This window comes from Affinirhizobium straminoryzae (assembly GCF_007004135.1).
GTDB lineage: Bacteria > Pseudomonadota > Alphaproteobacteria > Rhizobiales > Rhizobiaceae > Neorhizobium > Neorhizobium straminoryzae.
Window position 1 is genome coordinate 1 of record NZ_VJMG01000114.1, and the last position, 22,247, is coordinate 22,247.

Here is a 22,247-nt window from a genome sequence, read left to right on the forward strand (position 1 = left end):
CAATCAGGGGAGCAGGTCAGGATCATAAATGACGTAGGCGCAGCGACGAAACTTCTCGATTGCGGATACTTTGTACAAGCGGCAAGCCTTCTCAGAGATCTATCCGAAATCGGAATCCTTGCGCTTTTATTTGCAAGCTCGCCCGATGAGTTGCGTAGATGGAGAAAGTTGCAAGGGAGAAAACAGTCCAACGAATACGGCGTCGCAGCGCTCAGAAGGAGACCGGAGTTACAGAACAGCGAAAAACGGGCGTTTTTAGACCAACGATTTCGGTTGTTTTGCGACTATGGCGCTCATCCCTCATCGACGTCGGTCATCGCGCATCACGATGGAAAGATGTTCCACACCGGACCTCACGTGAACGAAACGCTCTATATCAACACTTACAGGGATCTCGCCCATTTGGTGTGGTGCGTGACAGACGCATGTGTCGACGCGTATGCCAGCATCTTTGGCGTTTCTGCCGCAGATGTCTGCCCTGACGAAACACGGAAGTTCCTCTTGGCGCGTGAGATCCTGACTTCGGTGCTGAAAAGCGAATAGGTTCAGACGCTTGAGTCTGCTCAGTGCCGAAAACCGAAATCAATCAAGCCGGACCAAACCGCCTGCTCCTAAATTCAAGTTAGTACTCGAAATCCAGAATTCCCAGCCGGGAGCTTGTTGGCCGGGAGTGCAGCGGAAATATGGATCCTCGGGTCAAGCCCGAGGATGACGACCAAGTGGGGCGTCTGGCCCAAAGAACCGCAACGATAGGTGCAAGAGTGTCGGCTCAACTGACGGAGAGAGCCTGCGTCTACGCACGCCCCCATATTGTCGTCACTACAGACACCGGGCCTGCGATATGCGCCAACGCCTCCCCGCTCCGTCATCCTCGGGCTTGACCCGAGGATCCACTGCCAAGCATGCTGCACGCATGAGGGGTTATGTCTACATCGTCACCAATCAACGGAACGGCACGCTCTATATCGGTGTGACGTCGGACATCGCGCGCCGGATCTGGGAACATCGCGAAGGCCTCAACGAGGGATTTGCCGCGAAATACGGTTGCCGAATGCTGGTCTGGTACGAAGAGCATGACCGGATCGAGACGGCGATCCAGCGCGAAAAGTCACTGAAGCGCTGGTACCGGAAATGGAAGATCCAGTTGATCGAAAGCATGAACCCCGATTGGCGAGATCTCTATCCCGAACTCTGGTGAGGCAAGCCCCAAAAAAATCCCCTCACCCCTCCAGCTTCCCCACCGGCACCGGCGCATCGTCATAGCCGCCATACACCGACTGGTCGAAGGGGATCACCGCCCCCGTCATCATGCCGCTCTCGTCAGACGCCATCCACAGCACGGCGCGGGCCACTTCCTTCGGGTCGAGAATGCGGCCGAAGGGCTTTTCGGCGGCCTTGCGATCGATGAAATCGGGATCGCCGGTTTCCGACAGGATGAGCTTGCGCTCGTGGTCGGAGTTCATCCAGCCGATATCCAGCTGGTTCACATGGATGCGGTGGCGCATCAGCGAGAAGGCGGCGTTGCGCGTCAGCGTCGCAAGCGCCCCCTTGGAGGCGGAATAGGGTGCAAGAAAGGGCTGGCCGGCAAGGCTCGACATCGAGCCGATATTGACCACCCGGCCCTCGGCCCCCTCGCGGATCATCACCTTTGCCGCATCCTGCAGAAGGAAGAAGGGGGCCCGCGTGTTCACCGCAAACATGCGATCGAACAGCTCCGGCGTGGTGTTGAGGATATTGCCGCGATCGGTAAGGCCTGCGGCATTGACAAGAATATCGACGCGGCCGAACAGTCGGTCAGTGGCCGGGATGACGGTTCGTACGGCCCCGATCTGGGCGAGATCGGTCGTCACCAGTTCCACCCGCACGCCGGTTGCCGCAGAAATCCGCCGGGCCACCGCCTGCCCCTTTTCCGCGCCGCGCCCGACAATCACGATGCCGGCCGCACCGGCTTCAGCCAGCCGCTCGGCCACGGCCGCACCCAGCCCCTGCGTGCCGCCCGTGACAACCGCAATCTTCCCGTCAATCCTGCTCATCCGCCGGTCTCCTCCCGCCATCCTGTTCCTCACCGGAACTGATAGCGCGGTGCCCCGGCAAATGCAAAACGGCTCCCCCGGGGTCGGGAGAGCCGCAACGGCATCAATGCGCGGTGGATCAGAAGTGATAGTTGATGCCGGCCTTGACGGTGTGGTCGTGCAGATCCTTTTCGGAGCCCACGCCATTGTCGAAGCTGCGAACGTTGTTGGTGGCCGTGTAGTTGTATTCCACGCGGGCCGACAGGTTCTGGTTCAGCTTCTGTTCGACGCCTGCACCGAGGATCCAGCCCGGCTTCCAGCCGTCCGGTCCGGAAACGCTGCCGCTGTCGCGGAAATTGGTCATGGCAAGACCCGTGGTGCCGTATACCAGCGTATCGCCCAGCGGCACACCTGCCTTGACCTTGGCGGCCAGACGATGACGTTCCTTCAGTTCGCCGCCATTCACCTTCACCTGGGAATCGCCGAGATAGGAGCCCTCGACTTCACCGCCGATCACGCCACCGCCGATATCGACGTTGTAGCCGGCCTGACCGCCGATCGCGAGGCCGCTGTTGTTGAACGGATCGAGCTTCGGGGCGGCAAAACCGCCATGGATACCGGCATAGGCGCCGGACCAGTTGGAAACGGGCGCGCTGTTATAGGCTGGCGGCGGCGCGTAGCTGCCAGCGAGGTCGGCGGCAAAAGCGACCGTCGACAGAACCGATGTGGACAGGGCGGCAAAAAGCGCCAGGGCGAACGGCTTCTTGATCATGTCAAAACTCCAAACACAGCCTGCAGGCGGAGGATGCGCAGGCGAAACATCCTGTGGTGCGACAGAAACCGCGTCTGTGCCCCAAGCCCGGCCCTTCTCACCGCGCTGGCACCATCACACCCGGTGAAGAGTTTTTTCATGAATCCATAAACACTTCATTAACTGAGCGGAAGATACCGCATCACCTTCGCGAATACAGAGAAAAATCAGCGTCTTAGACGGTAAAAAATTCAGGGATTGGCTTTCAGGTAGGCAATCACGTCCTCGATCTGGGAGGAGAACCAGAAGCCGAAGAAGCGCATGCGCGTGCCGGGAACCGCCTTGGAGGGACTGGAAAGAAAGGCCGCCAGCCTCTCCTCGTCCCAGACCAGTCCATTGCGCCCCGCCTGCTGCATCGCCGCCGAATAATTATAGCCGGCGACGCTGGCGGCCGGCCGGCCGACCACGCCCTTCAGATAAGGCCCAAAGCCGTTGCTGTCATTGTCCACTGCATGGCAGGACGCACAGGATGAGCGAAAGGTTGCCCGCCCCTTGGCAAGATCGGCGGCCGCAAGGGAGCCTGTCCCGAGGAGCAGCAGGATGAGGCAGAGAAGCGGCAGGCGAAAGATGAACTGGAGCATGCTCTCTTCTAGCCGATCCGCAGGCGCAAGGCAGCCCCGGCGTGACCATCCGACAACAGGGTTCAGGTGCAAAAGGTCAGCGCCGCCGATAATGCCGCCGCCGTCGCATCTGGCGCCGGTGCTGCTGGTAAAGCCTGAGCGCAATGGCAAGCGGCACCGGCACGATCAGCGACCAGACGGTATCCGACACGACGCCGAGTCCGTCCGTCGGCAGGCCAGCCGCGCGATCGTCAAGCACATCGAGCACTTCGTTCAGCGCCTGCAGCAGCACTACCACGCCCAGCGCCACCATCGGCCGCCGCAGAAGGGCGGCCAGCACGATGAACAGAAAGGTCGCCAGAAGCACATGCAGACCCTCCGGACCAATGCCGGTTCCATCCCTCAGAATCTGCTTGATATCGCCATACATGAAACCCGCCCCTGAAGCCTGCCCCCGCAGGCTGTTGCTCCTGATCGTCATAGCAGAACGGTGCCGATCTGCCTTCACAGTTTGAATCAACGGCTTCGGCATCCGATTCAAAAATCCGCGAGAAGTGCTTGAACGGGAACTGCAATTGCCGGGAATGCCCTGTGACCGGCACAAGAAGAACCCCATCCGGCAGGGGAAACGGATGGGGCTCAAGTCGACGACTGGAGATCTTCTCTTGTTATCGGGCGGCTGATGGGGTCGTCGCCGCCTTTGGGCACGGAAGTGGCAGGGGAACCCTTCCGTCTCCCCCTTCCAACGACTTGCCGCCCTGTTGGTTCCACCAAACATTAACGTCCCGTCCCTAATCTCCGCCACTGTCTTGCATTTCAAGGAGGAGAAAATGGCCGGTCCGGCTTTCCGCTTCACCCATTTCGACCTGAAGCAGCAGCGCGCGGGAACGGTGGTGGAGGTGACGCTTTCGGCCGTCAACAATGTGCGGCTGATGACGGCGGTGAACTTCCAGCGCTTCACCGAACGGCTGGATTTCAAGTTTGCGGGCGGTGTCGCCAAGAAGTCGCCGATCCGGCTGGCCATTCCTGAAAACGGCCACTGGCACGTGATCGTTGATGGCGAGGGGCATCACGGTCTGGCCGATGCTGCCGTGAAGCTGGTGCTTCCACCGGCCGGCAGCATTCCGGCATCGCGCCAGCAGAAGGCGTCCTGAACCTCAGCCGCCGCTACGCTCGCGGCGGAGTTTCGCCCACCAGTCCAGCCGCTTGCGGATCTCCCGCTCGAAGCCGCGCTCCGGCGGATCGTAAAAGGTCTGTCGGCCGAGTTTCTCCGGAAAATAGTCCTGGCCGGAAAAGGCATCCGGCTGGTCGTGATCGTAGAGATAGCCGTCGCCGTATCCCTCGCCCTTCATCAGCTTGGTCGGCGCGTTGAGAATATGCTTCGGCGGCAGAAGCGAGCCATGTTCTTTGGCTGCCCGCATCGCTGCCTTGAAGGCCGTATAGACGCCGTTGGATTTCGGCGCCGTCGCCAGATACACGCAGGCCTGAGCCAGCGCCAGTTCGCCCTCCGGCGAGCCCAGATAGTCATAGGCATCCTTGGCGGCATTGCAGATGACCAGCGCCTGCGGATCGGCAAGGCCGATATCCTCAACCGCCATCCGCACCAGCCGACGGCCGATATAGAGCGGGTCCTCGCCGGCATCGAACATGCGGGCGAGATAATAGAGCGCCGCATCCGGATCGGAGCCGCGCACCGATTTGTGCAGCGCGGAGATCAGATTGTAGTGACCGTCCTGCGCCTTGTCGTAGACCGGCGCCCGGCGCTGCACGATGCGGGTCAGGCCTTCCGTGTCGAACACCTCCCCTTCCCGTGCCGCACGCCACACTTCCTCGGCCAGTGTCAGCACCGCGCGCCCGTCGCCGTCAGCCATGCGGATCAGGCTCGCCCGCGCCTCCGCCGTCAGCGGCAGCGGCTTCTGCTCTACCTGCTCGGCGCGTGCCAGCAATTCCTGCAGGCTCTCCTCGTCATGCGAACGGAAGGTGAGGACACGCGCCCGCGACAAGAGAGCGGCATTCAGTTCGAAGCTCGGGTTCTCCGTAGTGGCCCCCACCAGAATGACCGTGCCATCCTCCATCACCGGCAGAAAACTGTCCTGCTGGGCGCGGTTGAAGCGATGGATCTCGTCGACGAACAGCAGCGTCTGGCGGCCGTCCATGCGGCGCAGGCGGGCCGCCTCGAACACCTTCTTGAGATCCGCCACGCCAGAAAAAATCGCCGAGATCTGCTCGAAGGCGAGCCCCGCCTCGCCCGAGAGAAGCCGCGCCACCGTCGTCTTGCCGGTGCCGGGGGGGCCCCAGAAGATCATCGATCCCAGCGAGCCGGCGGCGATCATCCGTCGCAAAATGCCATCCTCCCCAGTCAGATGCGGCTGGCCCGTCACCTCGGAGAGCGAGGTCGGGCGCAGACGATCAGCGAGCGGTCGCCGGCTGGCGACCGCCTCCGGAATGCGCGGGGAGAACAGATCATTGCTCATCGGAAGAACTGACGGATGCGCTGCCCGCCGCGCTCGATCTCGACGCGCCAGACGCTGGGATTATCCTTGACCATCCCCTCCATCACCTTGGTGGAGGAGACCGCATCGCCATTGACGGCGACCAGAATGTCGCCCGGCTGGAAGCCGAGGCGGGCAGCCGGCGAACCACGCGCCACATCCACGATAACGACGCCGGTCTTGTCGGAAGGCATGTGGAGTTCGGTCGCGACCTTCGGCGAAAGATTGGCGATGCGGCTGCCGGCGAAGGGGTTGCGGCCATCGATCAGGCGTTCGTCACGCGGCACGGTCTCCGGCGCGGTGCCCAGAGCGAGTTCCATCTGGCGCGAATGGCCGCCCTCCTCGACGGTGAGACGCGCGGTGCCGCCAAGGCCGGCGGTGGTCAGGCGATAGGCCAGCGCATCGGGATGCTCCACCGCAATACCGTTGGCGGCGGTGACCACCTCGCCGGGTTTCAGGCCCGCTTTCTCGGCCGGGCTGCCACGGGTGACGGCAACCACCAGCGCGCCGCGCGCCGCCTTCAGGCCAAGGGCTTCCGCGACCTCCGACGTCACCGGCTGGAAGGTCGCGCCGACGTAAGGCCGCTCAAAACTCTTCTTGCCGTCCTCGGCAGCCGCCAGGAACACCTTTACAAGATTGGCCGGGATGGCAAAGCCGATGCCGTTCGACCCGCCACCGCGCGAAAAGATCGCCGTGTTGATGCCGATCAGGTCGCCGTTCATGTTCATCAGCGCGCCGCCGGAGTTGCCGGGATTGATCGAGGCATCCGTCTGGATGAAGAAGCCGACATCGCCGTCCGTCACCTGCGTGCGTGCAAGCGCCGAGACAATGCCGCTCGTCACCGTCTGCCCGACGCCGAAGGGGTTGCCGATGGCAAGCACCAGATCGCCCACCTCAACCGCATCGGAATTGCCGATGGCGAGCACCGGGAAATCCTCGCGCGCCTTGATCTTCAGCACGGCGAGATCCACGCTGTCATCCTTCAGCAGCACCTCGCAGGGAAATTCGCGCCCATCGGCGAGCGCAATCTTGATGTCGTCGGCGCCTTCGATCACGTGGTTGTTGGTGACGACCAGGCCATTGTGCGAAACGATGACGCCGGAGCCCAGCGACGACTGCTTTTCAGAACGGTTCGGCATGCGCTGGCCAAAAAACTGTTCGAAGAAGGGGTCGCCGGCAAAGGGGTTGGTTCGCTGCACAACGCGCTCGGCATAGACATTGACGACAGCCCCCGCGGTGCGCTTTACGAGCGGCGCAAAGGACATCTGCATGTCCGTGCGGCTCTGCGGCACGGTCTTTTCCTGGGCCAGCGCCGGAAGCGGGAGCAGCAGGGCGAGACCCAACAGACAGAGAGAAGCGCGTTTGGGCAGGCTCAGCATGTGATTCCTCTTGGGTTTGCGAGAACAAGGACTTGTAGCGCGGCACGCTAGAAAGGAAAGATGGCCGAAAATGGAGAAATGGGGCAGACCCATGTTGCAGCAGATCGGGAAAGTGATGGCAAGCGCACGGCATTGGGCGCACGTCATCAAGCGCGATGTCGTGGCGCTGTGGCTGGCGGCGGGTGATTCCCGCGTCCCGCTGATCGCCAAGCTCGTGGCAGGCACGGTGGCCGCCTATGCGCTTTCCCCCGTCGACCTCATTCCGGATTTCATTCCGGTGCTCGGTGCCGTGGATGATCTGGTGATTGTTCCGCTCGGCATTCTGCTGGCCATCCGGCTCATCCCGGCCGGCCTGATGACAGAGTTGCGCGACCTTGCGCTGGAGCGTGAGCGCCCGCAAAGCCCTGCGGGACTGCTTTTCGTGCTGACGCTCTGGACCATGATCGCAGGTGGCTTCGGATGGCTTGCCTGGAACCATTTTGCCGCTGCGCCGTAGTCTTGTCCCATACGGAGACCCGACGCATGAAACGCATCATCCTGTTTCTCTCGCTCACCGCCACGCTTGTGGCCATCACGCCGCTGATGTCGCCTCGCGTGGCATCCGCCGCCAGCTTCGACTGCACAAAGACCGACCTCGCTGCCGATGAAAAGGAAATCTGCGCCGAGCGCAGCCTGAACGATCTCGATGTGAAGATGGTCACGACCTTCGACCTGCTGGTCGGACTGGTGCCGATGGGCAATCGCGATATCCTGCGTGAGGGACAGGTCAACTGGCTGAAGACCCGTCAGGCCTGCGGCGGGGATCAGGCCTGCCTTCGCCAGAGCTACGAGGCGCGACTGAAGGAACTGGACGAGGCTTATCGCACACTGATCAAGCCGCTCTGATCTCGCTGAGGCAAACACAAAAAATCCCCGCGGCCACGGACCGCGGGGACTGTGTGGCGGGGTAGAACCTTATTCCGGCAGGATGCGCACGGCGCCCTTGTCGGCGCTCGATGCGAAGGCGGCATAGGCCTTCAGCGCCGTTGTGACGTTGCGCTTGCGCGGCTGCGCAGGCTTCCAGCCGAGCTTGTCCTGCTCGGTGCGACGGGCTGCCAGTTCCGACTCGGTGATCTTGAGGTTGATCGTACGGTTCGGAATGTCGATCTCGATCAGGTCGCCGTTCTGGACGAGGCCGATCGCGCCGCCGTTGGCCGCTTCCGGCGAGGCATGGCCGATCGAAAGACCGGAAGTGCCGCCGGAGAAGCGACCGTCCGTGATCAGCGCGCAGGCCTTTCCGAGGCCCTTCGACTTGAGGTAACTGGTCGGATAGAGCATTTCCTGCATGCCGGGGCCGCCCTTCGGGCCTTCGTAGCGGATGACGACGACATCGCCAGCCACGACCTCGTTGCCGAGGATCGCCTTCACGGCCGCATCCTGACTTTCATAGACCTTGGCCGGGCCCGTGAATTTCAGGATCGATTCGTCCACGCCGGCCGTCTTCACGATGCAGCCATCGAGCGCAATGTTGCCATAGAGCACCGCGAGACCCCCGTCCTTGGAGAAGGGCTTTTCAACCGAGCGGATCACGCCCTTTTCGCTGTCGGTGTCCAGGTCGTCCCAGCGCGAGGATTGCGAGAAGGCCACCTGCGTCGGCACGCCGCCGGGCGCAGCCTTGAAGAAGGTACGAACCGTTTCCGAATTGGTGCGGGTGATGTCCCAGCGGTTGATGGCGTCGCCGAGCGTTGCCTCATGCACCGTCTTGCAATCGGTATTCAGCAGGCCGCCACGTTCCAGTTCGCCGAGAATGCGCATGATGCCACCGGCGCGATGAACGTCTTCCATATGCACGTCCTGCTTGGCAGGTGCGACCTTGGAGAGGCAGGGCACCTTGCGCGACAGGCGGTCGATATCGTCCATGGTGAAATCCACGCCGCCTTCATGGGCCGCAGCGAGGATATGCAGAACCGTGTTGGTGGAACCGCCCATCGCGATGTCGAGCGCCATGGCATTCTCGAAGGCCTGCTTGGTGGCGATCGACCGCGGCAGAACGCCCTCGTCTTCCTGCTCGTAGTAGCGGCGGGCGAGATCGACGATCAGATGGCCGGCTTCCACGAACAGGCGCTTGCGGTCCGAATGGGTGGCAAGCGTCGAGCCGTTGCCGGGCAGCGAAAGCCCGAGCGCTTCCGTCAGACAGTTCATGGAATTGGCGGTGAACATGCCGGAGCACGAACCGCAGGTCGGACAGGCCGAGCGTTCGATGACCTTCACGTCCTCGTCCGACACCTTGTCGTCGGCGGCAGCCACCATGGCATCGACGAGATCGAGCGCCACGGTCTTGCCATGCAGCACCACCTTGCCGGCCTCCATCGGGCCGCCGGACACGAAGACGGCGGGGATGTTGAGGCGCATGGCGGCATTCAGCATGCCGGGCGTGATCTTGTCGCAGTTGGAAATGCAGACCATCGCATCGGCGCAATGCGCATTGACCATGTACTCGACGGAGTCCGCGATGATTTCGCGCGACGGCAGCGAATAGAGCATGCCGTCATGGCCCATGGCGATGCCGTCATCCACGGCGATCGTGTTGAATTCCTTGGCCACGCCGCCGGCCGCCTCGATCTCGCGCGCCACAAGCTGGCCGAGATCCTTCAGGTGGACGTGGCCCGGCACGAACTGCGTGAAGGAATTGACCACGGCAATGATCGGCTTGCCGAAATCGCTGTCCTTCATGCCCGTGGCGCGCCACAGACCGCGCGCGCCCGCCATGTTGCGGCCGTGAGTCGTCGTTCTGGAACGGTAAGCAGGCATGGTGTTATCCTCGGATCGCTGATGGTCGGGTGCCGGCATTGCGATGCCCAAAACACCCGGATTTTTCCGTTTTTTCTACCGCAATCGCCTGCGGGTGTCACTATCACGACAGGCCAAAGCGGTACGGTTGCCGGCCACACGGCGATCACGTGAACGTGGGTTTGATTTTGACCGGTGGCGGTGAAACTAAAGGCCTGATGGGTTCGTAAATATACCTGTATCCACCATCACGCCATTTGCCCCTGGCACAGGAGACTGATCCATGCCGCTCTACAGACCGCCCCGCATTGCCGCCTCGGAAATCACGCCGAAGGATCTCTATCTGTCCCGACGCCATCTGCTGGGGGGCGCGGCCGCAGCGATTGCCCTGACCGCGACCGAAAGCGCATGGGCGAGTCCGCTTTCCGCCAAGCCGAGCGCCTACCGGGTGGACGAGAAGGTCACCTCGAAGCAGGACGCAACGACCTACAACAATTTCTACGAGTTCGGCACGGGCAAGGCCGATCCGGCGCAGAATTCCGCGGCCTTTAAACCCCTGCCCTGGACGATCACGGTCGGCGGCCTCGTCAACAAGCCGCAGACCATCGACATGGAGACGATCCTCAAGGATTTCCCGATGGAAGAGCGCATCTACCGCATGCGCTGCGTGGAAGCCTGGTCGATGGTGATCCCCTGGATCGGATTTCCCCTCTCTGCCCTGCTCGACCGTGTCGAACCGCTCGGCAGCGCGAAATATGTGGCTTTTGAAACCGTCGTCAGGCCCAAGGAAATGCCCGGCCAGAGCGGCTTCTTCCAGCCGCTGGACTGGCCCTATGTCGAGGGTCTTCGTCTCGATGAGGCCCGCCATCCGCTGACATTGCTCGCCACCGGTCTTTACGGTGAAACCCTGCCGAACCAGAACGGCGCGCCGATACGGCTCGTCACGCCCTGGAAATATGGCTTCAAGGGCATCAAGTCGATCGTCAAGATCACGCTGACCGAGAAGGAGCCGCCGAGCACCTGGAACAGGCTGGCACCGCAGGAATATGGCTTCTATGCCAATGTCAATCCGGCCGTCGATCATCCGCGCTGGAGCCAGGCGACCGAGCGGCGCATCGGTGAGGCAAGCGGCCTGTTCGGCGGAGCGCGGATGAACACCCTGCCCTTCAACGGCTATGCCGACCAGGTGGCCGGCCTCTATGCCGGCATGGATCTGAGAAAGTTCTACTGACCATGGCGACTTTTGCCGTTCCGCCGCGCTATCGCGCTGCCTCGGTCTGGGCGCTGTATGCGCTCGGGCTTCTCCCGGGCTTCTACGCCTTCTATCTCGGCATCTATGGCGGGCTCGGCGCCGATCCGGTGCGGGAGTTCGAGCACCGGCTGGGCTTCTGGGCGCTGCGTTTCCTCTGTCTGGGCCTCGCCGTCACGCCCCTGCGCGATCTCTTCGGCACCAACCTCATTGCCTATCGCCGGGCGCTCGGGCTGATCGCCTTCTATTACGTGCTCGCCCATTTCGCGGTCTACCTGACGCTCGACCGCGGGCTTATCCTCTCCTCGATCCTCGGCGACATCCTGAAGCGCCCCTATATCATGCTCGGCATGGCCGGACTGCTGATGCTGATCCCGCTGGCGCTCACCTCCAACCGCTGGTCGATCAGAAAACTTGGTAGCCGCTGGAACACGCTTCACAAGCTCGCCTATCCCATCCTTCTCGCCGCCGTGCTGCATTACGTGCTGTCGATCAAGTCGATCACGCTGGAGCCCGTGATCTATCTCGCCATCGTCACCGCGCTGGTGGGCTACCGGGTGGTGCGGCCCCGCATCATGGACTGGAAGCGGGGACGGCGCTTACTTGCCCGCTGACAGCAGGCGCCGCTCGATGGCTGCCGCCAGAACGATACCCAGCAGATAGGCAAGGATATTGGCCCAGGAAAAGATGCGTCCGAGGATGAGGGCGCCGGCCAGCGTCAGTCGGAACGCATCCAGCCATGGCGTGTGGTAAAGCCGGCTGAACTCCGTCAGCACGGCAATGGCGGCGGCGAAGACCACTAGGATGGCAATCGGCTGGCGAAACAGCAGTGCGCCGACCAGCCAGAAAACCATCATGCCCCACAGCAGCGAACCGCCATATTTGACAAGCAAATACGGCAGGCCCAGCTCATAACCGGTCAGACGCAGCACAAGCCCGCAGACGATGACCAGAAGGGTGAGCGACGCCCGGCGTGCAATCGGAATGTAGCCTGCCTTGAATTTGTCCATGCCGCCTCTGTAATGGGGATCGACGGAAAAACAAGAATGGCGGGCCAAGATGCAGACAGCAATCCCGGAACAGAGCGGCCTCCTGCAGACATTCGACGCGATGTTGATGCGAAGGCGCGCGGATCCGTCGCTGGCGGGTATCCGCCGTTTTGCCGTCGAATTCCTGCTGTTCGGCATCAAGGAGGCAAGGGCCTGCCTGTTTGCCGGGCTGTTCTTCGTATCGATCTTCCTCATGCCACGCGCCGGTCTGCTGGGCATCCCCCGCTACGATCTCCTGCTGATCATCGCCGTATCGATCCAGGCCTGGATGATTTGGGCGAAGCTCGAGACCCTGGATGAACTGAAGGCCATATGCCTTTTCCATGTGGTCGGTTTCGTGCTGGAAGCCTTCAAGACCTCGGGCGCCATCCAGTCCTGGTCCTATCCGGATTTCGCCTATACCAAGCTGCTTGGCGTTCCCCTGTTTTCCGGCTTCATGTATGCCGCCGTCGGCAGCTACATCATTCAGGCGTGGCGCATCCTGGACATACGTATCGAGCATCATCCGCCCTACTGGATGGCCACGCTGGTCGCGCTCGCCATTTATCTCAACTTCTTCACCCACCACTATGTCGGCGACTACCGGTGGTATCTGGCAGCGCTCGCCATTGGTCTTTATGCGCGCGCCACCGTGATCTTCCGCCCTTACGACCGGGATCGACGCATGCCAATACTGCTGGCCTTCATCCTGATCGGCTTCTTCGTTTGGCTGGCGGAGAATATCTCGACCTTCTTCGCAGTCTGGCACTATCCGAACCAGCTCGGCGCCTGGTCCACCGTGCATCTTGGCAAATGGAGTTCGTGGACGCTGCTGGTGATCATGACCTTCACCATCGTCGCCTCGCTCAAGCATATCTGCCGGACGATCCACATCCCGAAGTGACCGCAACCGGACCTTGGTGGAGAGCCGCAGACAACAGAAAAGGCCGGGCGATCTCTCGCCCGGCCTTCCAATCACAACATCCCTTGCGGGAATGACTTACGCGGCTTCGGCAGCTTCTGCTTCAGCGGCAACGCGAGCCTTGTCGGCGGCGCCCTTGGCGTTGACGTCGCGCTCGACGAACTCGATGACGGCGAGAGCGGCATTGTCGCCCTGGCGGAAGCCGGCCTTCATGATGCGCAGGTAGCCGCCGTTACGGCTGGCGTAACGGGTGGCGATGGCGTCGAACAGCTTGCGAACGGCGTCGACATCCTTGATCTGCGAAATGGCCTGACGACGAGCGTGCAGGTCGCCGCGCTTGCCGAGGGTGACCAGCTTCTCGACGATCGGACGCAGGTCCTTCGCCTTCGGCAGGGTCGTGACGATCTGCTCATGCGTGATGAGCGAAGCAGCCATGTTGGCAAACATTGCCTTGCGGTGGCTGGCGGTGCGGTTGAGCTTGCGGCCGGAATTCTGGTGGCGCATCTCGGGTCTCCTTTACTTGCAGGCATTCGCCTGCAGTTTAATGGTTAGTACTGGTCTTCGTAGCGCTTGGCGAGGTCTTCGATATTCTCGGGCGGCCAGGCCGGGACTTCCATCCCGAGGTGCAGGCCCATGGATGCGAGAACTTCCTTGATCTCGTTCAGCGACTTGCGACCGAAGTTCGGCGTGCGCAGCATTTCCGCCTCGGTCTTCTGGATGAGGTCGCCGATATAGACGATGTTGTCGTTCTTCAGGCAGTTGGCCGAACGGACGGAAAGTTCCAGTTCGTCCACCTTCTTCAGAAGGGCCGGGTTGAACGCAAGTTCGGTAACCGACTCTTCTTCGGCTTCCTTCTGCGGCTCGTCGAAGTTGACGAAGACCGACAGCTGGTCCTGAAGAATGCGAGCGGCAAACGCCACGGCGTCCTCGCCCGTGACCGAGCCATCGGTTTCGATGGTCATGGTCAGCTTGTCGTAGTCGAGAACCTGTCCTTCGCGGGTGTTTTCCACCTTGTAGGACACCTTCTTGACCGGAGAATAAAGGCTGTCGACCGGGATGAGACCGATCGGGGCATCCTCTGCACGGTTACGTTCGGCCGGAACATAGCCCTTGCCGTTGTTGACCGTGAACTCCATGCGGATCTCCGCGCCCTCATCGAGGGTGCAGATCACGTGGTCGGGGTTGAGGATCTCGATATCGCCAACCGTCTGGATGTCTCCAGCGGTTACCGAACCAGGACCCTGCTTGCGCACGACCATGCGCTTGGCATCGTCACCATCCATCTTGATGGCGATTTCCTTAATGTTCAGCACGATGTCCGTCACATCCTCGCGTACGCCGGGGATGGAGGAGAATTCGTGCAGAACGCCGTCGATCTGGACCGCCGTCACGGCAGCACCGCGCAGCGACGACAGGAGAACGCGGCGAAGCGCGTTGCCCAGCGTCAGACCGAAGCCGCGTTCCAGCGGTTCGGCAACGAGCGTGGCCTTCGTGCGACCCGACGAGGTGAATTCCACCTTGTTCGGCTTGATCAGTTCCTGCCAGTTCTTCTGGATCATGTGTTTCAAACCTTCCGTTCGCTGCCACTATCCAATCGTGACAACCGAGCATGAGAAGCGCCAGGGAGAGAAGCCTGCCTTGGCGTTACGGCAAAGCCGCCATACCTCGAAAATCGAGATAAGGCGGCGTTACCGGAATTCGAACCGGGGCAGCATGGCAAACCACACCGCCGCCGAAGACGCATCAGACGCGGCGCTTCTTGCGCGGACGGCAACCGTTGTGCGGGATCGGCGTCACGTCGCGGATGGAGGTGATCATGAAGCCGGCAGCCTGGAGGGCGCGCAGAGCCGATTCACGGCCGGAACCCGGACCGCAAACTTCGACTTCGAGAGACTTCATGCCGTGTTCCTGAGCCTTCTTGGCGCAGTCTTCAGCAGCGATCTGGGCAGCGAACGGGGTCGACTTGCGCGAACCCTTGAAACCCTTGGCACCAGCAGACGACCAGGCAATCGCATTGCCCTGCGCGTCGGTGATGGTGATCATGGTGTTGTTGAACGTCGAGTTGACGTGGGCAACGCCCGACGTGATGTTCTTGCGTTCGCGACGGCGGACGCGTGTGGCTTCCTTGGCCATGGTCTTCCTTTCGTTGATATCGTCACCGCCGTAACACCAGCGGCTCCACCGAGGCATCGCAAGGACACCCCAAACTCAAAAAGAGGCCAGCGGCAGACCGCCGGCCTCCCCATCCCGGACGAACCGGAGATTACTTCTTCTTGCCGGCAATAGCCTTCGCCGGACCCTTGCGGGTGCGGGCGTTGGTGTGCGTGCGCTGACCGCGAACCGGGAGGCCGCGACGATGACGCAGGCCGCGGTAGCAGCCGAGGTCCATCAGACGCTTGATGTTCATCGCGGTTTCGCGACGCAGATCACCTTCGACCTGATAGTCACGATCGATGGTTTCGCGAATCGAGAGGATTTCCGCGTCGGTCAGCTGGTGAACGCGACGATCAGCCGGGATACCGACCTTCTCGATGATTTCCTGAGCGAATTTGGGGCCGATCCCGTGAATGTAGGTCAGCGCGATAACAACGCGCTTCGCAGTCGGGATGTTGACGCCAGCAATACGTGCCACGCCTATTCTCCTTGCGTTCCAGTTGCCATCCGGCAAGTGGTACTTCTTCCATGAGAGCAGCCTCATGCGGCCGCCAGTTCAATATCATCCGAGACAAGTCAAAAGCGACCGGAACCGGATATCCTTCTGGATGATCCGCGCCGATCGCTGGTCAATGTCGCGAGTTGGCGCGGTGTTTAGCGGAATCGGCCCTGAAAAGCAACCGGCCCCGCCAAGATTCTTCAACCGGAACGGCCTCCGCCCTCAGGCGGAGGCCTTCTCCAGGGCCGTTTCGATCGACCGTGTCACCGCGTCGACGTCCGCCATGCCATCGAGCACGACAAGCTCGCCCTGCTCACTGTAGTAGGCCGAAAGCGGCGCCGTCTTTTCACGATACTCGGCGAGACGCTTGCGAAACGATTCCGGGTTGTCATCGGAACGGACCGTGCCGCCAGCCGCCAGCGTTTCGGCAACGCGCGATTCGATTCGGCGAATGAGGGCTTCCTCGTCCACCTTCAATTCGATCACGGCATCGAGACGGAGATTCATCGCCGCCATGTTCTCGGCCAGCGCCTTGGCCTGCGGAACGGTGCGGGGATAGCCGTCCAGGATGAACCCCTTGCTGCAATCCGCGCTCGCGATACGTTCGGATACGATCTGGTTGACGATGTCGTCGGACACGAGACCGCCGGCATCCATCACGGCCTTGGCGCGCTTGCCGATCTCCGTACCAGCACTCACCGCCGCACGCAGCATGTCGCCGGTGGAAAGCTGCGGAATGCCGAACTTGTCCGTCAAGCGCTTTGCCTGGGTCCCCTTACCCGCGCCCGGCGGCCCCAAAAAAATCAGTCTCATCGTCCCCTCTTTCCTCCACGCAGCTTGGACTTCTTGATCAGGCCCTCATACTGCTGTGCGATGAGGTGCCCCTGGATCTGTGCGACCGTATCGAGGGTAACACTGACAACGATCAAAAGCGAAGTACCACCAAGGGCTAATGGGATACCCGTCCGCGCGATCAGCGTTTCCGGAAGAATACAGACAAAGACGAGATAGATGGCGCCGATCACCGTGATTCGGGTCAGCACGTAGTCGATGTATTCGGCCGTCCGCTCGCCTGGACGAATGCCCGGAATGAAGCCGCCATGCTTCTTCAGATTGTCGGCAGTATCCTTCGGGTTGAAGACGATGGCCGTATAGAAGAAGGCGAAGAAGGCAATCAGCGCGCCGTAGAACAGCATGAACAGCGGCTGGCCATGCTGCAGCGAGGCAATGATGGCCGTTGCCCAGGCCGGCAGGTTCTGGTTACCGGCAAAACCGGCCGCCGTTGCAGGCAGAAGCAGCAGTGACGAGGCAAAGATGGCCGGAATGACGCCCGCGGTGTTCAGCTTCAACGGAAGATGCGAGGTATCGCCCTGGAACATGCGGTTGCCGACCTGGCGCTTCGGATACTGGATCAGAAGCCGGCGCTGGGCGCGCTCGACGAAGACGATCAGCGCGATCACCAGGATGGCGATCACGACAACAGTCAGAATCAGTGCCGTCGACAGGGCGCCGGTGCGGCCGAGTTCCAGCGTTCCGGCCAGCGCCGTCGGCAGGCCCGCGGCAATACCCGCGAAGATGATCAGCGAAATGCCGTTGCCGATGCCGCGCGAGGTGATCTGCTCGCCGAGCCACATCAGGAACATCGTGCCGCCGAGCAGCGTGACGACGGTGGAAATGCGGAAGAACCAGCCCGGATCGACCACAATGCCATTGCCGCTCTCGAGGCCGACCGCGATCGCATAGGCCTGGAACGTGCCGAGCAGCACGGTGCCGTAACGGGTGTACTGGTTGATGATCTTGCGGCCCGCCTCGCCTTCCTTCTTCAGGTTTTCGAGCGAGGGCACGACGGAGGTCATCAGCTGCACGATGATCGACGCCGAAATATACGGCATGATGCCGAGCGCGAAGATCGCCATGCGCTGCACGGCGCCGCCGGCAAACATGTTGAAGAGGCCGAGGATACCGCCGGCCTGGCCGCGGAAAGCCTGTGCATAGGCTTCGGGGTTCAGGCCCGGAAGCGGAATATGAGTCCCGAGGCGATAAACGAGAAGAGCGGCCAGCGTGAACCACAGGCGCTTCTTGAGCTCGGTTGCCTTCGAAAAAGTCGAAAAGTTAAGGTTGGAGGCCAGTTGTTCAGCTGCAGAAGCCATGCATTTCTCCGCCTGACCAATTCCGGCGGCACTGTGCATACGGCCTGGCCCGGAAAGCAGTCCACATTCAGGTTCAGAAAACCGGGAGACCGAGGGCTGCCACGCAACCTTATGCCCCACCCCATTTTCCGCGATCGCCCGGGTCCCCCGCCGAAGCGGCCAAGGCGCGTGAGGCTCACATATGGGAGCAAAATCGCCCGAAGTGAAGCACTCCGGGCGATTCTCTATCAGATTATTCGGCGGCTGCCACTTCCGGCAGCTTGATCGAACCGCCGGCCTTTTCGATCTTTTCGACGGCAGCCTTGGAGGCGCCGGCAACATCGATCGAAACCTTCGCGGTCAGTTCGCCGTCGGCGAGAACGCGAACACCATCCTTCGGGCGACGGATCACGCCGGCAGCCTTGAGCGCTGCGGCATCGATCGTTGCCGATGCGTCGAGCTTCTTGGCGTCGATGGCGGCCTGGATGCGGCCGAGCGATACCGTGACGAAGTCGGACTTGAAGATGTTGTTGAAGCCGCGCTTCGGCAGGCGACGATAGATCGGCATCTGGCCGCCCTCGAAGCCGTTGATGGCGACGCCCGAACGAGCCTTCTGACCCTTCACGCCGCGACCGCCGGTCTTGCCCTTGCCGGAGCCGATACCGCGACCAACGCGGATACGGTCCTTGGTGGCGCCTTCGTTATCTTTGATTTCGTTGAGCTTCATGATCTTAACTCCCGTCTCACTTCTCGTCGACGACGCGAACGAGATGCTGGACAGCCCGGATCATGCCACGAACGGAAGGCGTATCTTCCAGCGTGCTGACACGGTGCATCTTGTTGAGGCCGAGACCGATCAGCGTCTGACGCTGAACAGCAGGCCGGCGAATGGGGCTACCGATCTGTTCGACCGTGACCGTCTTCTTGGATTCGTTGGCCATCGTTAAGCTCCTTATTCTTCCGCTGCATTGCCGGAAGCGGCACGGCGAGCCTGAAGCGTGGCGTACTTGATGCCGCGCTGAGCTGCGATGTCCTTCGGATGCACCTGGTGCTTCAGGGCGTCGAACGTTGCGCGAACCATGTTGTACGGGTTCGAGGAACCGGTCGACTTGGCGACGACGTCGTGAACGCCGAGCGTTTCGAAGACGGCGCGCATCGGACCACCGGCGATGATACCGGTACCGGCCTTGGCAGAGCGCAGCAGAACCTTGCCGGCGCCATGACGGCCGTTGACGTCGTGATGCAGCGTGCGGCCATCGCGCAGCGGCACGAAGATCAGATCGCGCTTGGCAGCTTCCGTTGCCTTGCGGATTGCTTCCGGCACTTCGCGTGCCTTGCCGTGACCGAAGCCAACGCGGCCCTTCTGGTCACCGACGACGACGAGGGCTGCGAAGCCGAAGCGACGGCCACCCTTGACGACCTTTGCAACGCGGTTGATCGCGACCAGCTTGTCGACGAATTCGCTGTCGCGCTCTTCACGGCTCGAGCGATCCTCGCGCGAGCCTCTCTTTTCCTGTGCCATTGTCCTTTTCCTTTTTCTTTTCCGGGTGCGAACGGCAGACTTCGAAAAGCCGGCTGCCCTCCCCTCGCAAGCGAAAAGAGAGCCGACCGGCCGGTGTGGTGGCGTCATACGCCATAAGGTCCGGCCCCGAAAGACCGGACCTTATATTTTTTAGAAGCTCAGACCACCTTCGCGGGCAGCATCGGCGAGTGCCTTGATGCGGCCGTGATAGACGAAGGCGCCGCGGTCAAAGACCACTTCGGACACGCCTGCTGCGGTGGCGCGCTCTGCAACGAGCTTGCCGACGGCAGCCGCAGCGCCCTTGTCCGCACCCGTCTTCAGGGTGGAACGCAGGCCTGCGTCGAGGGTCGATGCAGCAGCCAGCGTCACGCCGGCCACGTCATCAATGATCTGGGCATAGATGTTCTTCGACGAGCGATGAACCGACAGACGCGGGCGGCCATTGGCAACCGCCTTGATCTGGCGGCGTACACGGCTCGCGCGCTTTGCAAGTGCTTCTTTCCTGCTAGCCATATCGCGTCAACCTTACTTCTTCTTGCCTTCCTTGCGGACGATCCGTTCTTCGGCGTACTTGACGCCCTTGCCCTTGTAGGGCTCCGGACCGCGGTATTCGCGGATTTCCGCGGCAACCTGACCGACCTGTTGCTTGTTAATGCCGGTGACGACGATTTCCGTCGGCTTCGGCACGGCAATGGTGATGCCCTGCGGAGGCTCATACACGACGTCATGGCTGAAGCCGAGGGACAGCTGCAGGTTCTTGCCCTGCATGGCGGCGCGATAACCAACGCCGTTGATTTCGAGCTTGCGCTCGAAGCCGTCCTTGACGCCCTTGAAGAGGTTCTCGATCATCGTGCGGGACATGCCCCACTTTGCGCGAGCATCCTTGGAATCGTTGGCCGGAACCACCGAAACCGCATTGTTGTCGAACGATACCTTCACTTCGTCGTTTGCAACGAATACGAGTTCGCCCTTCGGGCCCTTTGCAGTCACCGTCTGTCCTTCGACAGCGGCCGTAACACCTGCCGGAACCTGAACGGGCTTTTTACCGATACGAGACATGTTTCAATCCTGTCTGTTCGTTAAGGAGGGCTCTGACCGATCTTAGAAGACCGAGCAGAGAACCTCGCCACCAACGTTCTGTTCGCGCGCCTGATGATCGGCCATCACACCCTTCGGGGTCGAAAGAATGGTGATGCCGAGGCCGTTCGCGACCTGCGGAATGGACTTCACCGAGACATAGACCCGGCGGCCCGGCTTGGACACGCGGCCGATCTCGCGGATGACCGAAGCGCCTTCATAGTACTTCAGCTCGATCTCGAAATCGGACTTGCCGTTGCCGTAATCGACCTGGGAATAACCGCGGATGTAGCCTTCGGACTGCAGGACATCGAGAACACGGGCGCGCAGCTTGGAGGCCGGCGTCGTGACCGAGGACTTGCGGCGGGCTGCGCCGTTGCGGATGCGGGTGAGCATATCGCCCAGAGGATCAGTCATGGTCATGTGAACCGTCTCCTTACCAGCTGGACTTCACGATACCGGGAACCTTGCCCAGGTTGCCCAGTTCGCGCAGCGCGATACGGGACATCTTGAGCTTGCGATAGAAGGCGCGCGGGCGGCCAGTCACTTCGCAGCGGTTACGGATACGGGTCTTGGAACCGTTGCGCGGCAGCGAAGCCAGCTTCAAGGTAGCCTTGAAGCGATCTTCGATCGGCAGGTCCTGGTTCATGATGATTGCCTTCAGTGCTGCACGCTTGGCAGCATGGTCGGCAACCGTCTTGCGGCGGCGCTTGTTCTTTTCGATTGCGCTTGTCTTCGCCATATCGAGTTCCTTTTCTACGCTCGTCGTTACGGTTACGTACGGAACGGGAAGTTGAACTCTTTCAGAAGAGCCCGTGCTTCGTCGTCCGTGTTTGCCGTCGTGCAAACGATGATGTCCATGCCCCACATCTGATCAACCTTGTCGTAGTTGATCTCCGGGAACACGATGTGCTCCTTGATGCCCATGGCGAAGTTGCCACGGCCGTCAAAGCTCTTCGGATTCAGGCCGCGGAAGTCGCGAACGCGCGGCAGCGCGATGTTGACCAGGCGATCCAGGAATTCATACATGCGAGCGCCGCGAAGCGTCACCTTGGCACCGATCGGCATGCCTTCGCGGACCTTGAAGCCGGCGATGGAGTTGCGGGCGCGGGTGATCACCGGCTTCTGGCCGGCAATGGCCGCAAGATCGGCAGCAGCAACGGTGGGCTTCTTGGAGTCGGCAGTCGCCTCACCCACGCCCATGTTGATGACGATCTTTTCCAGCTTCGGGATCTGCATCTCGTTGGCGTAGGAAAACTGCTCCTGCATCGCTGCGCGAATGCGGGATACGTATTCCGTCTTGAGACGCGGTTCGTACTTTGCCTCAGCCATCGATCACATCTCCCGTACGCTTGGCTACACGGACCTTCTTGCCATCGACAACAGCAAAACCGACACGGGTCGGCTTGCCGTCCTTCGCGACAATCGCGATGTTCGACAGATGGATCGGAGCTTCCTTGTTGATGATGCCTGCTTCCGCAGTCTGGGTCTGGCGCTGGTGGCGCTTGACCATGTTGATGCCCCGTACAACGGCGCGATCTTCCTTAGGCATCACTTGAATGACTTCACCGGTGCGGCCCTTGTCCTTGCCGGTGATAACGACGACGTTGTCGCCCTTGCGAATCTTCTGCATGGCTATCCGCT

The 22,247-nt window shown here is 61.4% G+C and carries 31 protein-coding genes; 8 read left to right on the top strand and 23 right to left on the bottom strand.

Annotation, left to right across the window (positions count from 1 at the left end; all coding sequences use genetic code 11):
• Both FNA46_RS26245 and FNA46_RS25280 read left to right on the top strand, forming a co-directional pair.
• Positions 1 to 543 (top strand): hypothetical protein (locus tag FNA46_RS26245; RefSeq protein ID WP_185969998.1); only part of this gene is annotated, 543 nt, incomplete at its 5' end.
• Between the two features lie 370 nt (positions 544 to 913).
• Positions 914 to 1,198, top strand: a complete 285-nt coding sequence (locus tag FNA46_RS25280) for a GIY-YIG nuclease family protein (RefSeq protein WP_143128007.1) — start codon at positions 914 to 916, stop codon at positions 1,196 to 1,198.
• A 22-nt stretch (positions 1,199 to 1,220) separates the two neighbouring features.
• Here FNA46_RS25280 and FNA46_RS25285 read toward each other — a convergent pair whose 3' ends face one another.
• From FNA46_RS25285 to FNA46_RS25300, 4 genes are all read right to left on the bottom strand, one after another.
• Entirely contained in the window at positions 1,221 to 2,033 is an 813-nt protein-coding gene (locus FNA46_RS25285; protein ID WP_143128008.1) for an SDR family oxidoreductase, read from the bottom strand.
• Between the two features lie 118 nt (positions 2,034 to 2,151).
• Positions 2,152 to 2,784 carry an outer membrane protein gene (locus FNA46_RS25290; protein ID WP_143128009.1) on the bottom strand — a complete coding sequence of 211 codons (633 nt, stop codon included), beginning with the start codon at positions 2,782 to 2,784 and terminating at the stop codon, positions 2,152 to 2,154.
• Positions 2,785 to 3,014: 230 nt separating this feature from the next.
• Positions 3,015 to 3,404, bottom strand: coding sequence for a c-type cytochrome (locus FNA46_RS25295; protein WP_143128010.1), 390 nt, complete (start codon positions 3,402 to 3,404; stop codon positions 3,015 to 3,017).
• A 76-nt stretch (positions 3,405 to 3,480) separates the two neighbouring features.
• A complete protein-coding gene (locus tag FNA46_RS25300) occupies positions 3,481 to 3,813 on the bottom strand; it encodes a hypothetical protein (RefSeq protein WP_143128011.1) in 333 nt (110 codons plus the stop codon).
• Between the two features lie 400 nt (positions 3,814 to 4,213).
• Between FNA46_RS25300 and FNA46_RS25305 the strand changes: the two genes are divergently transcribed.
• On the top strand, positions 4,214 to 4,537 hold the full coding sequence (locus FNA46_RS25305) for a DUF1883 domain-containing protein (RefSeq protein ID WP_143128012.1): 324 nt from the start codon (positions 4,214 to 4,216) through the stop codon (positions 4,535 to 4,537).
• 3 nt (positions 4,538 to 4,540) lie between these two features.
• Here the strand turns inward: FNA46_RS25305 and FNA46_RS25310 are convergent, their stop codons facing one another.
• Both FNA46_RS25310 and FNA46_RS25315 read right to left on the bottom strand, forming a co-directional pair.
• Positions 4,541 to 5,857, bottom strand: coding sequence for a replication-associated recombination protein A (locus tag FNA46_RS25310; protein WP_143128013.1), 1,317 nt, complete (start codon positions 5,855 to 5,857; stop codon positions 4,541 to 4,543).
• Complete coding sequence (locus tag FNA46_RS25315) at positions 5,854 to 7,254, bottom strand: DegQ family serine endoprotease (protein WP_143128014.1); 1,401 nt, start codon at positions 7,252 to 7,254, stop codon at positions 5,854 to 5,856. The genes FNA46_RS25310 and FNA46_RS25315 overlap by 4 nt, the downstream gene beginning before the upstream one ends.
• 91 nt (positions 7,255 to 7,345) lie before the next feature.
• Here FNA46_RS25315 and FNA46_RS25320 point away from each other — a divergent pair, with 91 nt between their 5' ends.
• Positions 7,346 to 7,750: a YkvA family protein gene (locus tag FNA46_RS25320; RefSeq protein ID WP_143128015.1), complete on the top strand. Its 405-nt coding sequence runs from the start codon at positions 7,346 to 7,348 to the stop codon at positions 7,748 to 7,750.
• A gap of 26 nt (positions 7,751 to 7,776) precedes the next feature.
• Complete coding sequence (locus FNA46_RS25325) at positions 7,777 to 8,139, top strand: lysozyme inhibitor LprI family protein (RefSeq protein WP_143128016.1); 363 nt, start codon at positions 7,777 to 7,779, stop codon at positions 8,137 to 8,139.
• A 69-nt stretch (positions 8,140 to 8,208) separates the two neighbouring features.
• On the opposite strand, the gene ilvD is transcribed toward FNA46_RS25325, so the two are convergent.
• The gene (gene ilvD, locus FNA46_RS25330; RefSeq protein WP_143128017.1) at positions 8,209 to 10,044 is read right to left on the bottom strand and encodes a dihydroxy-acid dehydratase; all 1,836 of its coding nucleotides are present in this window, start codon (positions 10,042 to 10,044) and stop codon (positions 8,209 to 8,211) included.
• A 262-nt stretch (positions 10,045 to 10,306) separates the two neighbouring features.
• Here ilvD and msrP point away from each other — a divergent pair, with 262 nt between their 5' ends.
• Both msrP and msrQ read left to right on the top strand, forming a co-directional pair.
• Positions 10,307 to 11,254: a protein-methionine-sulfoxide reductase catalytic subunit MsrP gene (gene msrP / locus FNA46_RS25335; RefSeq protein ID WP_143128018.1), complete on the top strand. Its 948-nt coding sequence runs from the start codon at positions 10,307 to 10,309 to the stop codon at positions 11,252 to 11,254.
• Positions 11,255 to 11,256: 2 nt separating this feature from the next.
• The gene (gene msrQ, locus FNA46_RS25340) at positions 11,257 to 11,886 is read left to right on the top strand and encodes a protein-methionine-sulfoxide reductase heme-binding subunit MsrQ (protein ID WP_143128019.1); all 630 of its coding nucleotides are present in this window, start codon (positions 11,257 to 11,259) and stop codon (positions 11,884 to 11,886) included.
• Here the strand turns inward: msrQ and FNA46_RS25345 are convergent.
• Positions 11,872 to 12,282: a ribosomal maturation YjgA family protein gene (locus FNA46_RS25345; RefSeq protein WP_143128020.1), complete on the bottom strand. Its 411-nt coding sequence runs from the start codon at positions 12,280 to 12,282 to the stop codon at positions 11,872 to 11,874. The two genes, msrQ and FNA46_RS25345, sit on opposite strands and share 15 nt — an antisense overlap.
• A gap of 100 nt (positions 12,283 to 12,382) precedes the next feature.
• Between FNA46_RS25345 and FNA46_RS25350 the strand changes: the two genes are divergently transcribed.
• Positions 12,383 to 13,204, top strand: coding sequence for a DUF817 domain-containing protein (locus FNA46_RS25350; protein ID WP_246103386.1), 822 nt, complete (start codon positions 12,383 to 12,385; stop codon positions 13,202 to 13,204).
• Positions 13,205 to 13,300: 96 nt separating this feature from the next.
• Here the strand turns inward: FNA46_RS25350 and rplQ are convergent, their stop codons facing one another.
• From rplQ to rplX, 15 genes are all read right to left on the bottom strand, one after another.
• Positions 13,301 to 13,726, bottom strand: coding sequence for a 50S ribosomal protein L17 (rplQ, locus tag FNA46_RS25355; protein WP_143128022.1), 426 nt, complete (start codon positions 13,724 to 13,726; stop codon positions 13,301 to 13,303).
• 44 nt (positions 13,727 to 13,770) lie between these two features.
• The gene (locus FNA46_RS25360; protein WP_143128023.1) at positions 13,771 to 14,781 is read right to left on the bottom strand and encodes a DNA-directed RNA polymerase subunit alpha; all 1,011 of its coding nucleotides are present in this window, start codon (positions 14,779 to 14,781) and stop codon (positions 13,771 to 13,773) included.
• 184 nt (positions 14,782 to 14,965) lie between these two features.
• Complete coding sequence (gene rpsK, locus FNA46_RS25365; protein ID WP_007766864.1) at positions 14,966 to 15,355, bottom strand: 30S ribosomal protein S11; 390 nt, start codon at positions 15,353 to 15,355, stop codon at positions 14,966 to 14,968.
• Between the two features lie 130 nt (positions 15,356 to 15,485).
• Positions 15,486 to 15,854: a 30S ribosomal protein S13 gene (gene rpsM / locus FNA46_RS25370; protein ID WP_143128024.1), complete on the bottom strand. Its 369-nt coding sequence runs from the start codon at positions 15,852 to 15,854 to the stop codon at positions 15,486 to 15,488.
• Positions 15,855 to 16,097: 243 nt separating this feature from the next.
• Positions 16,098 to 16,688 carry an adenylate kinase gene (locus FNA46_RS25375; RefSeq protein WP_143128025.1) on the bottom strand — a complete coding sequence of 197 codons (591 nt, stop codon included), beginning with the start codon at positions 16,686 to 16,688 and terminating at the stop codon, positions 16,098 to 16,100.
• Positions 16,685 to 18,025: a preprotein translocase subunit SecY gene (secY, locus tag FNA46_RS25380; protein ID WP_143128026.1), complete on the bottom strand. Its 1,341-nt coding sequence runs from the start codon at positions 18,023 to 18,025 to the stop codon at positions 16,685 to 16,687. Before secY ends, FNA46_RS25375 begins: the two co-directional genes overlap by 4 nt.
• 232 nt (positions 18,026 to 18,257) lie before the next feature.
• Positions 18,258 to 18,731: a 50S ribosomal protein L15 gene (rplO, locus tag FNA46_RS25385; protein WP_143128027.1), complete on the bottom strand. Its 474-nt coding sequence runs from the start codon at positions 18,729 to 18,731 to the stop codon at positions 18,258 to 18,260.
• 16 nt (positions 18,732 to 18,747) lie between these two features.
• Entirely contained in the window at positions 18,748 to 18,945 is a 198-nt protein-coding gene (gene rpmD / locus FNA46_RS25390) for a 50S ribosomal protein L30 (protein ID WP_143128028.1), read from the bottom strand.
• Positions 18,946 to 18,956: 11 nt separating this feature from the next.
• Positions 18,957 to 19,526, bottom strand: coding sequence for a 30S ribosomal protein S5 (gene rpsE, locus FNA46_RS25395; RefSeq protein WP_143128029.1), 570 nt, complete (start codon positions 19,524 to 19,526; stop codon positions 18,957 to 18,959).
• A gap of 150 nt (positions 19,527 to 19,676) precedes the next feature.
• Complete coding sequence (gene rplR / locus FNA46_RS25400) at positions 19,677 to 20,039, bottom strand: 50S ribosomal protein L18 (RefSeq protein ID WP_143128030.1); 363 nt, start codon at positions 20,037 to 20,039, stop codon at positions 19,677 to 19,679.
• Between the two features lie 12 nt (positions 20,040 to 20,051).
• Positions 20,052 to 20,585 carry a 50S ribosomal protein L6 gene (gene rplF, locus FNA46_RS25405; RefSeq protein ID WP_143128031.1) on the bottom strand — a complete coding sequence of 178 codons (534 nt, stop codon included), beginning with the start codon at positions 20,583 to 20,585 and terminating at the stop codon, positions 20,052 to 20,054.
• 42 nt (positions 20,586 to 20,627) lie between these two features.
• Positions 20,628 to 21,026 carry a 30S ribosomal protein S8 gene (gene rpsH / locus FNA46_RS25410; protein WP_143128032.1) on the bottom strand — a complete coding sequence of 133 codons (399 nt, stop codon included), beginning with the start codon at positions 21,024 to 21,026 and terminating at the stop codon, positions 20,628 to 20,630.
• Between the two features lie 13 nt (positions 21,027 to 21,039).
• The gene (rpsN, locus tag FNA46_RS25415) at positions 21,040 to 21,345 is read right to left on the bottom strand and encodes a 30S ribosomal protein S14 (RefSeq protein ID WP_143128033.1); all 306 of its coding nucleotides are present in this window, start codon (positions 21,343 to 21,345) and stop codon (positions 21,040 to 21,042) included.
• Positions 21,346 to 21,377: 32 nt separating this feature from the next.
• Positions 21,378 to 21,935 carry a 50S ribosomal protein L5 gene (gene rplE / locus FNA46_RS25420; protein ID WP_143128034.1) on the bottom strand — a complete coding sequence of 186 codons (558 nt, stop codon included), beginning with the start codon at positions 21,933 to 21,935 and terminating at the stop codon, positions 21,378 to 21,380.
• Positions 21,928 to 22,236, bottom strand: coding sequence for a 50S ribosomal protein L24 (rplX, locus tag FNA46_RS25425; RefSeq protein ID WP_143128035.1), 309 nt, complete (start codon positions 22,234 to 22,236; stop codon positions 21,928 to 21,930). Before rplX ends, rplE begins: the two co-directional genes overlap by 8 nt.
• Positions 22,237 to 22,247 lie beyond the last annotated feature (11 nt).